Source organism: Streptomyces sp. NRRL F-5126, assembly GCF_000721265.1.
Classification (GTDB): domain Bacteria; phylum Actinomycetota; class Actinomycetes; order Streptomycetales; family Streptomycetaceae; genus Streptomyces.
In genome coordinates, this window is the sequence record NZ_JOFZ01000019.1 from 1 (window position 1) to 16836 (window position 16836).

General features: G+C 69.5%; 9 protein-coding genes and 1 pseudogene. 9 read left to right on the forward strand and 1 reads right to left on the reverse strand.

Annotated elements, in window-relative coordinates; translation table 11 throughout:
• Nucleotides 1–665 precede the first annotated feature (665 nt).
• Both IH48_RS37420 and IH48_RS0131795 read left to right on the forward strand, forming a co-directional pair.
• Complete coding sequence (locus tag IH48_RS37420) at nt 666–791, forward strand: hypothetical protein (protein ID WP_267885335.1); 126 nt, start codon at nt 666–668, stop codon at nt 789–791.
• A 211-nt stretch (nt 792–1002) separates the two neighbouring features.
• Nucleotides 1003–3675 (forward strand): DEAD/DEAH box helicase, encoded by a 2673-nt coding sequence (locus IH48_RS0131795; protein WP_030912644.1) that lies wholly within the window; start codon nt 1003–1005, stop codon nt 3673–3675.
• 316 nt (nt 3676–3991) lie between these two features.
• Here IH48_RS0131795 and IH48_RS0131800 read toward each other — a convergent pair whose 3' ends face one another.
• Nucleotides 3992–5269: a hypothetical protein gene (locus tag IH48_RS0131800; protein ID WP_234434459.1), complete on the reverse strand. Its 1278-nt coding sequence runs from the start codon at nt 5267–5269 to the stop codon at nt 3992–3994.
• Nucleotides 5270–5446: 177 nt separating this feature from the next.
• Between IH48_RS0131800 and IH48_RS34615 the strand changes: the two genes are divergently transcribed.
• The 7 genes and pseudogenes from IH48_RS34615 to IH48_RS37250 form a co-directional block, all read left to right on the forward strand.
• Nucleotides 5447–6571 carry a hypothetical protein gene (locus IH48_RS34615; RefSeq protein WP_158710388.1) on the forward strand — a complete coding sequence of 375 codons (1125 nt, stop codon included), beginning with the start codon at nt 5447–5449 and terminating at the stop codon, nt 6569–6571.
• Between the two features lie 455 nt (nt 6572–7026).
• On the forward strand, nt 7027–7776 hold the full coding sequence (locus IH48_RS0131810; protein ID WP_234434460.1) for a TnsA-like heteromeric transposase endonuclease subunit: 750 nt from the start codon (nt 7027–7029) through the stop codon (nt 7774–7776).
• Complete coding sequence (locus IH48_RS33800) at nt 7773–9392, forward strand: transposase (RefSeq protein ID WP_234434461.1); 1620 nt, start codon at nt 7773–7775, stop codon at nt 9390–9392. Before IH48_RS0131810 ends, IH48_RS33800 begins: the two co-directional genes overlap by 4 nt.
• Before the next feature lie 3 nt (nt 9393–9395).
• Nucleotides 9396–9941 carry a hypothetical protein gene (locus IH48_RS37245; RefSeq protein ID WP_234434462.1) on the forward strand — a complete coding sequence of 182 codons (546 nt, stop codon included), beginning with the start codon at nt 9396–9398 and terminating at the stop codon, nt 9939–9941.
• The gene (locus IH48_RS0131820) at nt 9935–10993 is read left to right on the forward strand and encodes a TniB family NTP-binding protein (protein WP_234434463.1); all 1059 of its coding nucleotides are present in this window, start codon (nt 9935–9937) and stop codon (nt 10991–10993) included. Before IH48_RS37245 ends, IH48_RS0131820 begins: the two co-directional genes overlap by 7 nt.
• 15 nt (nt 10994–11008) lie before the next feature.
• The gene (locus IH48_RS0131825) at nt 11009–14542 is read left to right on the forward strand and encodes a helicase associated domain-containing protein (RefSeq protein WP_158710389.1); all 3534 of its coding nucleotides are present in this window, start codon (nt 11009–11011) and stop codon (nt 14540–14542) included.
• Nucleotides 14543–14593: 51 nt separating this feature from the next.
• Nucleotides 14594–16483 (forward strand): annotated as a pseudogene (locus IH48_RS37250) (Helicase associated domain protein); the annotation flags it as partial.
• Nucleotides 16484–16836: the final 353 nt, after the last annotated feature.

Consider the following 16836-nt stretch of genomic DNA (forward strand, 5'->3'; position numbering starts at 1 on the left):
TCGCTGCGCGATGTGCAAGCGAAAACCCGCGCTCCGCGCGGGTGTTGCGCTCCCGCTCCGCGGGAGCGCTGGCGGGACGCTGTGCGTCCCGCTCATCAAGCCCGCTGTGCGGGCTTGATGACGCTCCGTCCGCTGCGCTTCCGGAGCTGCGTGGCTTTCGCCACGTTGGCCCTGGGCTCCGCTTCGCTCCGCCCTGGGTCGGCGGGTCCGCTGCGCTCCCCCGTCTCAAGGGCCCTTCCGGCTGCGCCTCCAGGACCCAGGGCCCGCTGACGCGAGCCTGGCTGGCTACGAGGAGCGGGGGGTGCTCGTTCGTGGCGGGTTCTAGTGTGTTGCTGCCTCAGAGAGACGCAGCATGTATCATTGGCAGAAATATGGGACACCCCGCCAGTCGCTCGGGAATATCCTAAGTTTCCGAGTTGAGGCTGTTCGCGCTCCTGGAGGCGCAGGGCGTACCCGCGAGCGAGCGGACGACCTGGAGGCCGGGGCGGTCGCCGGGGCGCAGTGCGAGGTGGTGGAGCTGGACGGCATGGTGCCGGCTTCTTGGGGTGCGCTGTGTTCGCGGACGGCTGGGACGAAGGCGTGATGGCGGTGAGCGAGGCGCGGGGGCATCGCGGGCCGGGGATGGCCCCGGCTCGGCGGCTGAGCTGGCCGTACATTTCGCGGACGTGAGGCAGCGTGAACGGGCGTGCCTGGTGCGGCTGGAGGGGTTCGTCCGGGAGTCCGTGCTGCTGCGTGCCCATTCGCACACCATGGCGCGGCGCCGGGTGCTGGGCGAGGCTGGCGGTCTGTGAGCGGCGCGCGGAGGGTGAACAGCGACGAGGACTGCATCCTCTGCGCGCTCGGTGTCGGGCACTACGACCTGGACGACCAGGCGCCCTTCAAGGACGGAAAGCCCGGCTGGCACAGGGCGGGGGCGTCGATCTGGAACTGCTCGGGTGCGGTCTGCATTCCGCACGCGGCCATCGAAGGATCACAGAAATGGGAATCAGGGAGGGCTTGGAAATGCTTTTGATTCCGCTCAAGGAACACCAGGTCGACCAGAAATTGCGCTTTCGTAACTGGGTCGGATTTCCTGCAAGATCCTTTGTGTCTCCGGAGGGGGCCCGTGCCATGGGGGTGTCCGCGACCGGGTCCGGTAAGACGATCACCACCGCTGCGTGCGCTCTGGAGTACTTCCCGGAGGGGCGGATCCTCGTCATGGTGCCCACGCTGGACCTGGTCGTGCAGAGTGCCCAGTCCTGGCGGCGGGTCGGGCACCGGGCGCCGATGGTCGCGGTCTGCTCGGTGGACAGGGACGAGGTCCTGGAGCAGCTCGGAGTACGCACCACCACCAACCCCATCCAGCTCGCCCTGTGGGCGGGGTCCGGGCTGGTGGTCGTGTTCGCTACGTACGCCTCTCTCGTGGACCGTGAGGACCCCGCCGATGTCTCTGGGCGTGGGACTGTCCCGGGGCCGTTGGAATCGGCTCTGGCGGGCGGGGAGCGGCTGTACGGGCAGCGGATGGCTCCGTTTGACCTGGCCATTCTGGACGAGGGGCACATGACCGCCGGGGACATGGGGCGGCCGTGGGCGGCGATCCATGACAACAGCCGGATCCCTGTCGACTTCCGGCTCTACCTGACCGCGACCCCGCGGATCCTCGCCGCGCCCCGGCCGCAACGGGGCCGGGACGGCCGGGAGCTGGTGATCGCGTCGATGGAGGGCGACTCCAGCACCTACGGCACCCGGATTTTTGATCTCGGTCTGGCAGAGGCGGTGGAACGCTCGATCCTTGCGGGGTTCGAGATCGACGTGCTCGAGATCCGCGACCCGGACCCGGTCCTGGGCCTGTCCGAGGACGCCCTGCGTGGCCGGCGCATGGCCCTGCTCCAGGCGGCGCTGCTGGAGCACGCGGCGCAGCAGAATCTGCACACCACCATGGTGTTCCACCAGCGGGTCGAGGAAGCCGCAGCGTTCGCCGGGCAGATGCCGTCGACGGCCGCCGAGTTGTATGCCGCTGAGGCCTCCGCGGCGGCGCTGGCCGGTGCGGAGGCGCTGCCCGCATCGTCGATCGACGCTGAGCTGTACGAGCTGGAGGAGGGCCGTCACGTGCCCCCGGGCCGGGTGTGGGCGGACTGGCTGTGCGGGGACCATCCCATCGCGCACCGGCGTGCGGTGATCCATCGGTTCGCCAACGGCATCGACGCCCAGAATCGGCGGGTGCACCGGGCGTTCCTCTCCTCAGTACGCGCTCTCGGGGTCGGGGTCGACATCACCGGACTGCGCGGAGTCGAGGCCGTGTGCATCGTCGGCTCGCGCAGCTCCCAGGTCGACGTCGTCCAGAACATCGGCCGCGCCCTGCGCCCCAACCCCGACGGCCGGGCCAAGACCGCGCGGATCATCATCCCCGTCTTCCTCCAGCCCGGGGAGGACCCGAAAGACATGATCGCCTCGGCCAGCTACCAGCCCCTGGTCGACATCCTCCAAGCCCTGCGCTCACACTCGGAACACATGGTCGACCAGCTCGCCTCCCGCGCCCTGACCCGCGGCACCGAACGACGGCGTATCCACGTCCGCCCCTCCCCCGCCACCGCGGCCAGCCCGGAGAACAAGAACATGCCCGCGGAGGCTGGCGAGGCGCAGCAGGAGGTCGACCGGGTCACCTCCATCGTGGTCAACTTCGCCTCCCCCCGCGACGCCGCCGACATCGCCGCCCTAACCCGCTGCCGCGTCATCCGCCCTCAGTCCCTCGTCTGGCTCGAGGGCTACCAAGCCCTCGTCCGGTGGCGCACCGAGAACAAGGTCACCGGCCTTCACGCCGTCCCCTATGACGTCGAGACCGAAGTCGGGACGACGAAGGCGTTTCCGCTGGGGCGATGGGTGCATCAACAGCGCAAGGCGCTGCGCGCAGGCGAACTCGACCCCCACCGCAAGACGCTGCTCGACGAGGCCGGGATGGTGTGGGAGCCGGGCGACGAAGCATGGGAGAAGAAGCTCGCCGCGCTGCGGTCCTACCGGCGGGCCACCGGGCACCTGGCACCCCGGCAGGACGCTGTCTGGGGCGAAGGCGAGGGGGACGGCGAGCAGCTGGCCATCGGACAGCTCCTCGCCAACCTCCGCCGCAGGGGCGGTCTCGGCAAGGACCCCGGGCGAGCGGCGCAACGCGCACAGCAGCTGGCGGCGATCGACCTGGACTGGAACTGCCCCTGGCCACTGGACTGGCAACGCCACTACAAGGTGCTCGCCGACCTCGTCGACGCCGACGGACACCTGCCCCACATCGATCCCGGCGTCACCTTCGACGGCGACGACATCGGACGATGGCTCCAGCGACAAACCCAGCCGGGCACCTGGAAGCAGCTCACCGAGGAGCAGCAGCAGCGGCTGACCGCGCTGGGCGTACAACCTACTGAAGGCCGCTCCCACGCCCCGGTGGCTACGCGGTCGAGGAAGGGATCGGGCAAGGCTCAGCAGGCGTTCCAGCGGGGCCTGGCAGCTCTCGCACAGTGGGTGGACCAGGAAGGCGCAGGCCGGCCCGTACCCCGCGGCGCGGTCGTCGAGATCGAGGTCGACGGCCAGGAGGAGCCGGTGCCGGTGAAGCTCGGCGTATGGGTCTCCAACACCCGCGCGAGGCGAGACAAACTCACGGCAGAGCAACTGGGCGCGCTGCGGAAGGTGGGCATGGAATGGGCCTGACGGAGGTAGCCGCTGGGCCCTCATGCCCGTCGTAGCGCTGCCGCTCTTCCCTCAGCGCTGGGGCGGGCCTGCAGACGGGCCCTGCAGGGCCCGTCTGCCAGGGCAGCGTGGCCGGCCTCGATGGCCTCCGTCAGGTCTGGCCGCTCTCCGTTCGCCGGGTGGGCCATCCGGATGAGACCGCCGTCGTGCAGGTCAATCATCGCCTTATGGAGCCCGAACTGCTGGACCGGTTGTCTCCTTCCACAGGGGCACCGCCGCCACACGCTGGCCAAGTGCCGTCGTCGGGCCATGGCGAGAGAGCACGCCGAATAGCGTGTCAGCCGGTCGGCTGTGCAGTCTCCTCCCACATTCTCAGAACGGGGGCGAGGGTGTGCTCAACCGCGTACTCGGCGTCTTGTGGATCAGAACAGGTCGTCTGCCGGGCAGGGCCGCGAGTAACCAGGGACATCTGTCCTGCCCGGCGGCCGTCACGCGTCGCGGCGTAAACGGTGAGCGCTTCCAGCCGGTCCAAGCGGTCACGCGGCGGGATGAGTACGGTGCCGAGTTCCTGCTCCGTGCGCGTGGGTTTGGCGAACCATGATTCCGAGGTCACGACGACGCCGTCAGCCTTCAGCGCGTTCACCTGGTTCGCGAGCTTCTCGAAGGAGAGAATCTTCGTGCCCTGGCTGTCGAAGTCGAGATGGCCGAATTGCACCATCGTTTCTCCCCTGTAGAGGAAGACGAACATCGTGTGGAAACCGTCCTTCTCCATCAGCCGTCGGGCGTTGGCCATGTGCCAGGGCACCGAAGCGATCGGATCCCCGGGATGCGGCTCGGGTTGCTGGCCGTAGCGTTCGATCGCCAGCCTGGTGCCGTCCTCGTCGCGCTCGATGGTCAGGTTGTATGACTCGATCTGGACGCCCCTGAGTACGTCGAAGTGGGCTTCCAGGTCATCCTTGGCAACCAGCATGCAGTGCGGCCTGGTTCCCGACGAACTGAGGTATGCCGTCACGCATTCCTCCTCACGTGCCGAAAGGTCGCACACCTGTACACCGGCTGCACGGTGTCCCTCGGCGAGCAGCGCGGCAAGCTGTGCGTACGCCTCCCCCGTCGCGTCCAGCAGCTCCCACTCAGGCAGCGCCGCGTCCACCCAGCGTCGTCGCACGGTCACAGTGCCGCCCGGCGGCCGGTACCGGCGGACGACATCGTCGAGGATTTCCTGGACTGACATCCGGGGCGGGAACTTCGCCGAGGCGCCCAGAACGCGCTGCAGCCAGTTCTGCTGCCAGACGATCTGCAGCTCGCTGTGCAGCTCCAGATCGGCTTCCTTGGTGATGCGGTTCCGGGACTTGACGACCCACCGCATGATCTCGCTGTTGCCGGACTGCTGTTGGAACCGGGGATACCACTGGTCGAAGCCCGCGAGCTCCTTCTTCTGCTTCTGCAGCAGCCATGTGACGTTCCGCAGGTTCGGGACCAGCGCGTTCAGCATGATCCTGAACCCGTGCGGATCAAAGTAGTCCTCGTGCAACCTGTGCCACTGCGCATGGCCGTCCATCAGCCGCCGATGAGCACCTGGCATCGGGCACTCCTGCGCGATCTCTTCCCCGGTCATGCACCGATGTTAGGCGGAACACTTTCCTGATATGACTGCTTTTTTGCTACCCCTCAGGCAGGTGCACATCGGAGGCCCGGCCGTGCTGTGCGGTGGGGCAGCCAACCCTTGCCCCAGACCCACCCGGGCACGACCGTTCTGAACATCGACTTCGACCCCCTGCGGAGAGCCACCCGGATGACGAACGACCAGCAGCCCGCGGAGTCAAGCGATCTGCAGGAGCGCGAGGCCCGGTTCGACTACGGGTTCCGGATGAAATGCGATTGCGGTGAACTGTCCGATCTCTCCGCCGCCGGTTACATCGAGCGCGAGTCACTCGACGCCCGGATTGCGTGCAGCCACTGCGGTACCTCGATCCATTACGGGCGCGCCGTTGCCGGGATCCGTGACCGACATGATCCCGCCCTCGACAACTCTGCGGTCGCCCGGTTCGCCTGGTATCACTCCAGTACATCGCCCGACTGGCCGTCGCCCGACTACACCAGCAGGTTCGCTGCACGGGTCCGGGAAGCTGAGCTGCGCCTCGGACACCGTTACGGAACCCACATCGAGCGCGCCAAGGCTCTCCACGTCGGCACATACGAGGCCGCCGTAGAGAACATGCTGCGCCGGATGCGCGATCAGGACGATGCCACGTCCTCGTTCTACCTGTACCGAGTCTCCCTCGGTATCAGCGCCGGGCGCATCAACGACGGCTACCGGGAGGCGAACAACGAGCCGGCTTCGCAGATCAGTCTGGACGAACTACAGGCTCTTGGGCTCGATGCCCTCCGCTACCTCAACACCCACGAAGCCATCGGCTCGCTGTCGCTCGCCATCCACCCGCGAGTAATCCGTTCGCTCCAGGTGGTTCCGCTTCCGGTCACCGACCTGGCAGCACCGCAACCACCGGCGCTGTCCCAGCGGCTCCGCGAACTGGAGGCTGAGCTCGACAGTCTGCAAGCGGCAGCACGCGAGCAGCTACAGGTCAGGGACAGCCCCCTGCAAGCTCTACGACGCAGGATGTCTGAACGTACCGGTGTCACACCGTCGACGACGGCCGTCGAGGGGGAATGGGCCCTGTGGGAGCAGGTCGTCGCCGAGCTCTCCGCGCACCACTTGCACGGCATCTCACCGCTCGTTCAGCGGGACTTCTGCCACGCCCTTGAAGACTGGCGGCGCAGTAGGGAAGCCGCCATGGACGAGTTCGCAAGCTTCTTCGCTGCACTCGCTGCGACCTTGACCCGGCCCTCTGACGTGATGCAGCGCCTGGCCCAGGGGACGGGACCGGCTAACGGAAGCAGGGGCTCGACGAAGCTGTAACGCGGGACGTGAGGTCACAGTCGACGAGCCACCGCACGCACCACCCGGGTGGCCACCGCCCGCACCCGGCCGCCAGCGGCGAACGGCGTGCGTGGGGCAAGGGTCTGCACTGACACCGCCGTAGGATGCGGGCCGTCATCAACAACACTGGGCGAACCAGGACCGCCCGGGTGGCGGAAATTGGCCCACTCAGGTCGTACGCGCGAGCCGGGCACGCTTGACTGGAGCGCATGATCGACAGGCACCACCTGCCGGCATCCGGCGGCCCCGGTTTACCCCCGCCACCACGGCAGATCGCGGGAGCGCACAGCGCTGCGGAGGCCGGTCCTCGGGCATCTGGTCCGGCGGGCGGAGGATGCGACCCGCTGCCGCTCGCGGCGGTCCGTGAGCCGGTTCGCGCGCCCGGTCGCTCTGCCGGGACGTCGGACGGGATGCCGGACGATGCTGAGGAGGCCGTGGAGTTACCGGTCGGGATCGGCGACGGGCTGATAGCTCGGTTCATCGACCAGGCGGGGACCGAGCGGCGGATGCCGTGGGCGGAGGCCGCACGTGGTGTCTGCTGGGAGGAGTGCGGCCCGGTGCGCCGTTTCCCGGTGCGGCATGGCAAGCGGATGGCGCCGGGATGGTGGTGGTCGGCGACCGACGGGCGGCTGGTGCACTATGCGTCCGGGGTGATGCGGACCCAGGTGATGCTGCTGGACCATGACCCTCGCGTGGTGGCCATTGTGTGCCGCCCGGTGGAACTCACCTGGCGTGGGCGAGACGGAGGCTGGGTGCGGCACGCACCGCATCTGATGGCCCGGCTCGCGGACGGCAGGGATCTGCTGGCGGACTGCGCCGGGCGAGGGGACATCTCGCCGCGCCTGGCCCGTCGGGCGACGGTGATGGAGGCCGCAGCCGCAGCGGTGGGCTGGCGGTATCGGGTCCTGCGGCCTCCGGATCCGGTTCTGGCGGCCAATCTGCGCTGGCTGGCCGGGTACCGGCACCCCCACTACAAGGGCGGAAAACTGGCCAGGCGCGCGGCCGAGGCATTCCGGCTGCCGCGGCCCCTGATCGAGGGGGTGTATGAACTTGGCGACCCGATCCAGTTCTTCCCGGTGGTCTTCCACGCACTGTGGCACGGCAACTTGTCGGCTCCGCTCGGCGTGCCCCTGCACGAGCGGGTGACCGTGACGGCGGTTGCCCGAGGGCGGGGGCAGGGATGAGCGGCACGGTACTGGAGCCCGGAGCTCAGGTGCGCTTCGCGAAGCGGACCTGGACGGTCGTCATGCTGGAAGGCCTGTCCGTAAAGCTGATCGACGCGGACAACTCCGTCGCCACGGTCCTGGTGAACTACCTCTTCGCCGACCCCGACTTCGAAGTGGTGGGCGCCCCGCGGCGCAGCGTGCCGCCGTTCGGGCTCCTGGAGGAACTGCCGGAGCACGTGCGCGAGCAGGCGTACGCCTGGGAGCGGCATGTGCGTGAGGTGGAGACCGGGTGCCCCGTTCCGGGTCAGGACCAGGTGCCGCGGGCCGAGTTCGATCCGGCCATGCGCACCATGGCGGAGCGGGAGGAGGCCAAGGCCGCCGAGCTGACGGCGGCCGGGCAGACGGCCAGTGCGGTGACGGTGCGGCGGATGCGGGCTCGCTACCGGGAGTACGGCCTGTGGGGGCTGGTGGACGGCCGGGCCGCCCGCCGCCGCTCACCTGTGGGACGCGCCGACGAGCGGGTGATCGCCGCGATCGAGCAAGCACTACAGGCGCAGCGGGAGCGGTCGACCGGGACGCTGAGCCGGCTGCGGCGCACCGTCGGCTGGATCCTGGAGGACACCCACGGCGTGGGGGTGGTGAAGGTACCGCCTGCCTCGACGTTCAACCGGCTGGTGCACGCCCTCGCCGACCGCCAGGGACTGCTGGGGACGGCGGCGCAGCGGCGCCGTCATTCCTCACGGCCGGCTCCGCCGTTCACCCCGACGGTGGCGTTGCGGCCCGGTGGGCTGGTGATGCTGGACAGCACGCCTTTGGACGTGATGGTGGTTCTGGCCGACGGGGTGGTGGGTAAGGCCGAGTTGACGATCGCGCTGGACGTGGCGACGCGCAGTATCTGTGCGACCGTGCTGCGGCCGATGGGCACAGGGTCGGTGGACGCGGCGGTTCTGCTGGCGCAGATGGTGACGCCCATGCGGATGCGCCCTGGGTGGGAAGAGGCGCTGGCGATGTCGCGGTCGGTCATCCCCTACGAGCGGCTGGTGTCTCTGGACGCGCGGCTGGAGGGTGCGGCGGCTCGTCCGGTGATCATGCCGGAGACGGTGGTCGTCGACCAGGGCCGGGTGTTCGTCTCCGCCTCGTTCACCGCGGCGTGCGACAGTCTGGGGGTGTCGGTGCAGCCGGCGCCTCCGGCCAACGGTCCGGCCAAGGGAAATGTCGAGCGGATGTTCCGCACCATCGGCGACCGGTTCTCCCAGTACGTGGCCGGTTACACCGGCTCCGACGTCACTCAGCGCGGCTCTCACGTCGAGGACGAGGCGTGCTGGACGCTGCCGCAGGTGCAGGATCTGCTGGACGAGTGGCTGGTCGCGGACTGGCAGCACCGTCGGCACGCGTCCCTGCGTCATCCTCTGGCCCCGAAGCTCGCGGTGTCGCCGAACGAGATGTGGGCCGCGCTGGTCGGCGTGACCGGCTATGTGCCGGTGCTGCTCAGCGAAGACGACTATGTCGAGCTCATGCCGGTCAAGCGGGTGGGCATCAACGATTACGGCATCCGCTTCGACTACCGCACCTACGACCACGAGGTCCTCAACCCGCACCGCGGGTTCCAGTCGACGGCCCCGGACGGGATGTGAGAGGTGCACCACAACCCTTATGACCCCCAGCAGATCTGGGTGCGGCTGCCTGGCGGCTGGGAGGAGGTGCCCTGGATCCACAAGGAGCGGGTAAGCCTGCCCTTCACCGACTTCACCTGGCGGCACATCCGCGCGACCGTCGAGCGCCACGGCGACCGCGACGAGCACGAGCAACAGCTCGCCCAGGCCCTGGACCGCCTCCTGCGGCGGGCCGGTAACGGGGAAGGCACCCGCCGCGAGCGGACCGTCGCGACACGTGCCAGCGCCGCAGCCTCCCTCGCCGGGCCCGCCCCAAACCAGCAGGAGCCGCCCGACCCCCTCACCGCCCCGACCCTCTCCTACGGCCTGGTCGGCGCCTTCACCCCAGTAAGCCTGGATGAGCCCGACGACGAAGAGTTCGAGGACGGCTGGGACGAGGACGAAGACCCGCTCGGCACATCAGACGATGCCAGCGGCGCCCCCGCCGGAGACGAACAGCCATCCGGGCGGGCCGCAGTCCCCCGCCCGTCGCGGATCTACGACGCCCGCCAGGAGGCAACCCAGTGGTAGCAGTCCCCGAGGCCGGTCCCGTCCCGGACGAGGAGCAGCAGATCGCGGCGTATGCGCCGCCGACCACACGGGAGGGCTGGCAGCAGTTCGTCGGCACTCCCCCACTGCAGCCCCCGCCCACCGGGGACGAGGACTGGTCGCTGGAGGAACGCCTGGACTACCACTCACGGTTCGTCGTCCTGACCACCCCGGCGATGCAGCGCATCTCGCTGTCGGTACGGCGGCTGATGCTCCTCAACCGCCGCCAGCAGGGCACCGCGCGCCGCGGGCTGATCGTGTCCGGGCCGCCCACCACCGGCAAGACCACCACCCTGCTGGAGATGGGCCGCACCTTCGAGCTCGCCGAGCAGCGCCGCCACCCCGGCCGCACCGACCGGCTGCCCGTGGTGTTCCTGGCGGTGCCGCCCGCCTCCACTCCCAAGATGCTGGTATCGGAGTTCGCCCGGTTCCTCGGCATCCCCATCGCGGTCCGGATGAACCAGGCGCAGATCACCGACGCCGTCTGCCACCTGCTGTGCCAGCTGGGCACCGCACTGGTCCTCGTCGACGACGTCCACCTGCTCGACACCCGCACCCGCGCCGGCGCGGAGACCTCCGACCAAATGAAGCACCTCGGCGAGAGGATCCCGGCGACGTTCGTCTACGCAGGCGTCGACGTCGAGGCCTCCCCCCTCCTCAACGGGCCCCGCGGCGCACAGTTGGCAGGCCGCTTCACCCTGGTCCGCAACACCGCCCTGTCCCGCGGCACCGCCGAACAGCGCGCGACCTGGCTGGACCTGGTCACCGCCATGGAAAACGCCCTGCACCTGCGCCACCACACTGGGGGCACTCTGGCCCGGCACGCCGACTACCTCCACCAGCGCACCGGCGGAGTCATGGGAAGCCTCTCCCACCTCATCCGTGAAGCCGCTCTCACCGCCCTCCTCGACGGCAGCGAAAAGATCACCAAACGGCTCCTGGCCGGCATCCAGCTCGACATCCGCGCGGAGCAGCAAGCCCGCCCGTCCCGAAAACGCCTCCCGCGCCCCCGCAACAACGGCACTGAATCCTGACGAGGCGGACCAGCGGTGAAGACCACCAGCCCTTTGATGGAACCTGCCGTCAGGGATCATTCGCAGCCACCACAGCGCGAGCAGAACGAACTACCCCTGCACAGACCGCCTTCGGGCGCGGTGCGTGTCGCTCCGCTGAACGGCGAGACGACGCTGTCGTTCATGAGCAGAGTCGCCTCCCGGTACAAACTCACGGCCAAAGAACTCATTGGCGCGCTCGTGGACGTGGGACGGCGGCCCAATCTGTTCACGGTGCGGCCCGACGGAGAAGTGGTCTTCAACGCCGAGGCCCGGGCGGTGGTCGCCGCTTTCTGCCGCATGCCCGAAGAACACCTGCACCGTGCCCTGCCGGCCTGGGGCAGGGACGTCCCTTCGAGCAGGCTCGGCAGCGGGCCGGCCGCCTGGGTCCGCACCGCAGCCACGATCCCGCCGACCGGCCCCGGATGCCGGGCCTGCACCGCGACCGCCACACGAGGCCAGGAAGAAGCACGCCGCTACCTGCTGCCGCACGGCCGGGTATGCGTCAAGCACCAGTGCTGGATGCTGGAAGCACCCGTCGTCGACGGGGCAGCGGCCGTCCCCGGGCAGCTGGACCTGCGGTATGTGCCGCAGATCGGGGCGGCCCAGCGCCGTCACGTACGGCTGCTGCGGCGCTCTACGCACGCCGGCGAAGCGTTCACCGTGGCGCAGGCAATCATGGCTTCGTGGTGGGACGAGCCCTGGCCGGAAGAGATCCTCTGGCCCGATCGGCTGCGGCTGATGGCCCCCGGCAACGACCTCGTTTGGCGTGCCGCGGCGCGGGATGCGGTGACCTATCCCGAAGCCGTCACGCTGTCCGCGGCCCTCGCCGACCCGAGCCTGCAGCAGCGGCTACTCGATGACGCGGGACGGCATCAGCCGCACGCGCTCGCCGATGTCCCCGGCCTCGTGGACGAACTGGCTCGGCATCTTGAGCGGCCATGGGTCGCCGGTCGCCTCAGCGCCCTGACGACAGGCCCGCTGAACGCCTGGGTACGCGCCTGCGTACGCACCAGAGCCGGGCACAAGCCGAAGACACGCAGCATGTGGCACGTCTCCCCACCCCACCGGCCCGCACCGATCACCCGGCTCCTGGCCGAAACCCGGCCCATCGACGAAGCGCCCGGAAAAACGGAGTCGGCGGGGGCGCCGGCCCCAGACGTGGCCGAGACCGCCAAGGGGTTCGCGCGCGGCCTGCGCCACGCCCGCACCTACGCCACCGAACACGGCCACCTCTGCATTCCTTACCGGTACGAAGAGGACGGGTTCCAACTCGGCCTGTGGCTGTCCAACCAGCGCGCAGCAGGCCCTCAGCTCTCCCCCGGGCGCAGCCAGGCCCTGGCCGCTCTTGACCCGTGGTGGAATCCTGCGTGGAGCACGCTGTGGCAGCGCATCTACCTGCGCGCACGACGGCTGCTGGACTCAGGCACCGACATCAGACCCGAGCAGGGCTTCCCGGGCACCAGCGAGAATCTCGGCACCTGGCTGTACCGGCAGTGCCAGGTCTACAGCAGCCTCCACCCCCAGCAACAGAAGTTGCTGACTCAGATCGGCATCACGCCTGAGCGGGCATGTGAGGCCAAGCCCCGGCGTAAGAACATCAAAGCGGTCCAGCACACCGCGCTGGACCACGCCCGCGCCTACGTCGCCCGGCACGGCCACCTGTGCGCCCCCACCTCTGCCTGCCAGGACAGCTTCCCGGTCGGCAAGTGGCTGCACAGTCAGCGGGTACGCGCCCGGCGCGGCCGGCTCGACCCAGCACTGAAGCAGACGCTGAGCGACATCGACCCCTGGTGGAACCCGCCATGGCCCACCGACTGGCAGCGTGAACACCACATCGCCCACGCCGCTGTCACTGCCGGCGCATTCCTTGATCCCGGAACCGGATTCCGTAACGTCGACGACCGCACCGGGCAGTGGCTGTACGCCCAGTGCATCGGCTACGACGCGCTCCAGCCTGGCCAGCAAGAACTCCTGGCCCTGATCGGCATCACCGAACCTGTGGCGGGCAGCGCCGTGCCCGACCCGGCCACCCGGCATCCCTCTATGGAGACTGGGCTGCACTATGCCCGGGCCTGGGCAGCCGAACACGGAACCCTCGACCTCCCCCGCACCTGCCGCCACGATGGCTTCCCCCTCGGCCGCTGGCTCGCCAGGCAACGCCGCCAGGCCAACCTCCACCGCGACCTCTTCGACACCCCCTGGCCACACGAGGAACACCTCGCCCGCATCGACCCGTACTGGAACCCGCCCTGGGGCATGAAGTGGCAACGCCGCTACCAGGCCGCCCGCGCACAACTCACTCCCGGACAAGACCTCGCTCCGCCCAAAGGCTTCCCCGGGACACCAGACTGGACCGGGCAGTGGCTGTACGACCAGTGCACCCACTATCCCGAACTCCACCCACACCAGCAGGAGCTCCTCGCCGCCCTCGGCCTCACCTCCGAAGGCGCCCGAACCGCTCGGCCCCGCCGTATCGCCCAGGCCGCGACCTTCGCCGCCGGCCTCGTCCACGCAACGGCATGGGCTGACCAGCACGGCCACCTCACAGTCGCTGGAGACACCTGCCACGACGGCTACCCGCTGGGCAAATGGCTCGCCCACCAGCGCAAACGCGCCGCCCGCGGACGGCTCCCGGAAGACCGCGCACACGCCCTCGCCGCTCTCGACCCGTGGTGGAACCCGTCCTGGAACACACGCTGGCAACAGTCCCTGTGCACCGCGCGCGACCACACCACCGGCAAGGCCCTGGGCACCACGGCCGACCTCGACGCCCTACCCACAGTCACCTCGAAATGGCTGTTCACCCAATGCGCCAGCTACGACAGCCTCCAACCCGGGCAACGCCAACTGCTGGCCGGCATCGGCCTCCCCGCCGAACGCGCCCACGCCCTGGCCCCACCCCCGAAACCTGCCCAACCGTCCCACCCGGCGCGCCCCCGTCTGAAGAACCCACCCTCGTCCCTCGCGGCCGGCCTCCCCTACGCACAGGCCTGGGCCGACCTTCACGGCAACCTCACCTCGGCCAGCTATCGCACCGAACACGAAGGCTTCCCCCTCGGATGGTGGCTGTACAAACAACGCCGAGCCGCCCACGACCACCTGAAACGAACCGGGAACCCGTGGCTCCATGATGAGCAACTCGCCGCCCTCGACCCGTGGTGGAACCCACCCTGGCGAGCCACCTGGAACCACAGCTGGCACCGAGCCCACGCCCACCACAACACCGGACAGCCCTTCCCCGGCCAGACCACCAAATGGATCCGCACCCAGCAACGCACCTGGGACCAGCTCCACCCCCACCAACAACACCTGATGACCACCCTCGGCATCCACGGCCCCACACCCCTGCACCGCTACAACAGCCACCCAGTGAAACCGACCAGCCAACCACCCGAACTGATCAACACAAACGAGACCACCCCAGACCTCGAAACCCGCAGCTCAAAGCCCCACTCAGCCCAGACCTGCAAGCAACACCAGCCACCACGCCAGCACACAACACACCGTCAGCCCCAACCAGCCAACTGATCCCCCCAGCTCAACACACCAGACACCGATCAGAACAAGCGAACGGCGACACGCGACCCCTCCCCCGTTGTGGGGGAGTCGGAGGAGGCGCGGCGTGGCCGGCGCCTGGCGCTGTTGCAGACCGCGATCCTGGAGCACGCCGCCGCGCACAACCTGCGTTCGGTCATGACGTTCCACCAGAAGGTGGAGGAGGCTGCGGCGTTCGCGGAGAAGCTGCCGGAGACGGCAGCCGAGCTGTACGTCAACGACGCCACCGACGACGACCTGGCTGCCGCCGACAAGCTGGCGAAGTCGTCCATCGACGCGGAGTTCTACGAACTCGAGGCAGGCCGCCACGTACCGCCGGAGCGGGTGTGGTCGGCGTGGCTGTGCGGCGACCACACCGTCGCCGAACGGCGCGAGAAGATCCGCCAGTTCGCAGGCGGCATCGATGCGGCCGGACGCCGGGTGCACCGCGCCTTCCTCGCCAGCGTTCGCGTGCTCGGGGAGGGCGTGGACATCACCGGCGAGCGGGGAGTCGACTCGATCTGCTTCGCGGACACCCGCGGCTCGCAAGTGGAGATCGTGCAGAACATCGGCCGGGCGCTCCGGCTCAACAAGGACGGCTCCACGAAGGTGGCCAGGATCATCGTGCCGGTGTTCCTGGAGCCGAACGAGGATCCGACCGACATGGTCGCCAGCGCCTCGTTCCGCCCCCTTGTAGCGGTCCTCCAGGGCCTGCGCTCGCATGATGAACGACTCGTCGAGGAGCTCGCCTCCCGCGCGCTCACGAGCGGAAAGCGCAAGGTCCACGTCCGGCGTGACGAGGACGGGCAGATCGTCGGGGCCGGCGGCGAGGGCGACGGCGAGGACCAGGAGGGCGACGACACGCAGGCCGCCGCTGAGGCCGCCCTGCTGCACTTCTCCAGCCCGCGCGACGCCGCCACGATCGCCGCTTTCCTGCGCACCCGGGTCTACCGGCCGGAGTCCCTGGTGTGGCTGGAGGGCTACCAGGCCCTGCTGCGGTGGCGGAAGGAGAACGAGATCACCGGCCTCTATCCCGTTTCGTATGACGTCGAGGTCGAGGTCGGCGTCACCAAGGACTTTCCGCTCGGCCGATGGGTGCACCAGCAGCGCAAGGCGCTGCGGGCCGGGGAGCTGGAGGAACGGCGCAGGACGCTGCTGGACGCGCCGGAGGCCGGGATGGTCTGGGAGCCGGGCGAGGAGGCGTGGGAGAACAAGCTCGCCGCGCTGCGGTCCTACCACCGGGTCACCGGGCACCTCGCTCCGCGCCAGGACGCCGTGTGGGGCGAGGGCGAGGCGATGGTGCCCATCGGGCAGTACATGGCCAACCTGCGCCGGAAGGGCGGTCTGGGTAAGGACCCGAAGCGCGCGAAGGAGCGCGCGAAGCAGCTGGCCGCGATCGACCCGGACTGGAACTGCCCCTGGCCGCTCAACTGGCAGCGGCACTACCGCGTCCTCGCCGACCTGGTCGACGCCGACGGCGGCCTGCCCCACATCGCACCCGGCGTCACCTTCGACGGCGATGACATCGGCACGTGGCGGTGGCGGCAGCAGGAGCCGGGCACCTGGGCGCAGCTCCTACCCGAGCAGCGGGAGCGGCTGACCGCGTTGGGCGTGCAGGGCGCCGCCTTCCCCGTGCCGGCCGCCGCCCCGGCGGGGCTCCGTCCGGCTCTGCCCGCCGCCCTCAAGGGGCCGAAGAAGGCAGGGAGCAAGGCCGAGGCGGCGTTCCAGCGGGGCCTGGCAGCCCTGGCGCAGTGGGCGGAGAAGGAGGGACAGCGGCCGGTCCCGCGCGGCGCGGTCGTGGAGGTCGCGGTCGACGGCGAGCCGGAGCCGGTACCGGTGAAGCTGGGGGTATGGCTCTCGAACACCAAATCGAGGCGGGACAAGCTCACCGCCCAGCAGCGCGCCGCCCTCGCCGCACTGGGGATGCAGTGGGCGGGCGTGGTGCCGGCCGTCGAGGCCGCCCCCGGAGCCGCCCGCCCCGCAACCCGCACAGACGCCAGCAGCACCGGCGAAGCGGCGGGTGCGGGAGCACCACGAGGAGTGTGACAACGAACTGTACGAGGGCGGGAACTGCACCTGCTGGTCCATCGAGCGGTACGGACCGAACTCCGAGCGGGAGAGCTACTGGGACAACCTCTGACCACTCCCCCACCGCCGTGAGACCCCGGCCCCACCGACAGGGCCCGCAGTCTCGTACCGACTCAGGGAGCAGTGAGGGTCACCCCTCGGCGGGCCAGGACGCTTTCGAACGCTTCTTCAAAGTCCAGTGAGCGGAGCAGGGGGCCCAG

What these genes read in the sequence shown, in the direction of transcription:
- IH48_RS0131795 (WP_030912644.1), top strand. Translation starts at nt 1,003, where the DNA reads ATGCTTTTGATTCCGCTCAAGGAACACCAGGTCGACCAGAAATTGCGC.
- IH48_RS0131800 (WP_234434459.1), bottom strand. Translation starts at nt 5,269, where the DNA reads ATGACCGGGGAAGAGATCGCGCAGGAGTGCCCGATGCCAGGTGCTCAT.
- IH48_RS34615 (WP_158710388.1), top strand. Translation starts at nt 5,447, where the DNA reads ATGACGAACGACCAGCAGCCCGCGGAGTCAAGCGATCTGCAGGAGCGC.
- IH48_RS33800 (WP_234434461.1), top strand. Translation starts at nt 7,773, where the DNA reads ATGAGCGGCACGGTACTGGAGCCCGGAGCTCAGGTGCGCTTCGCGAAG.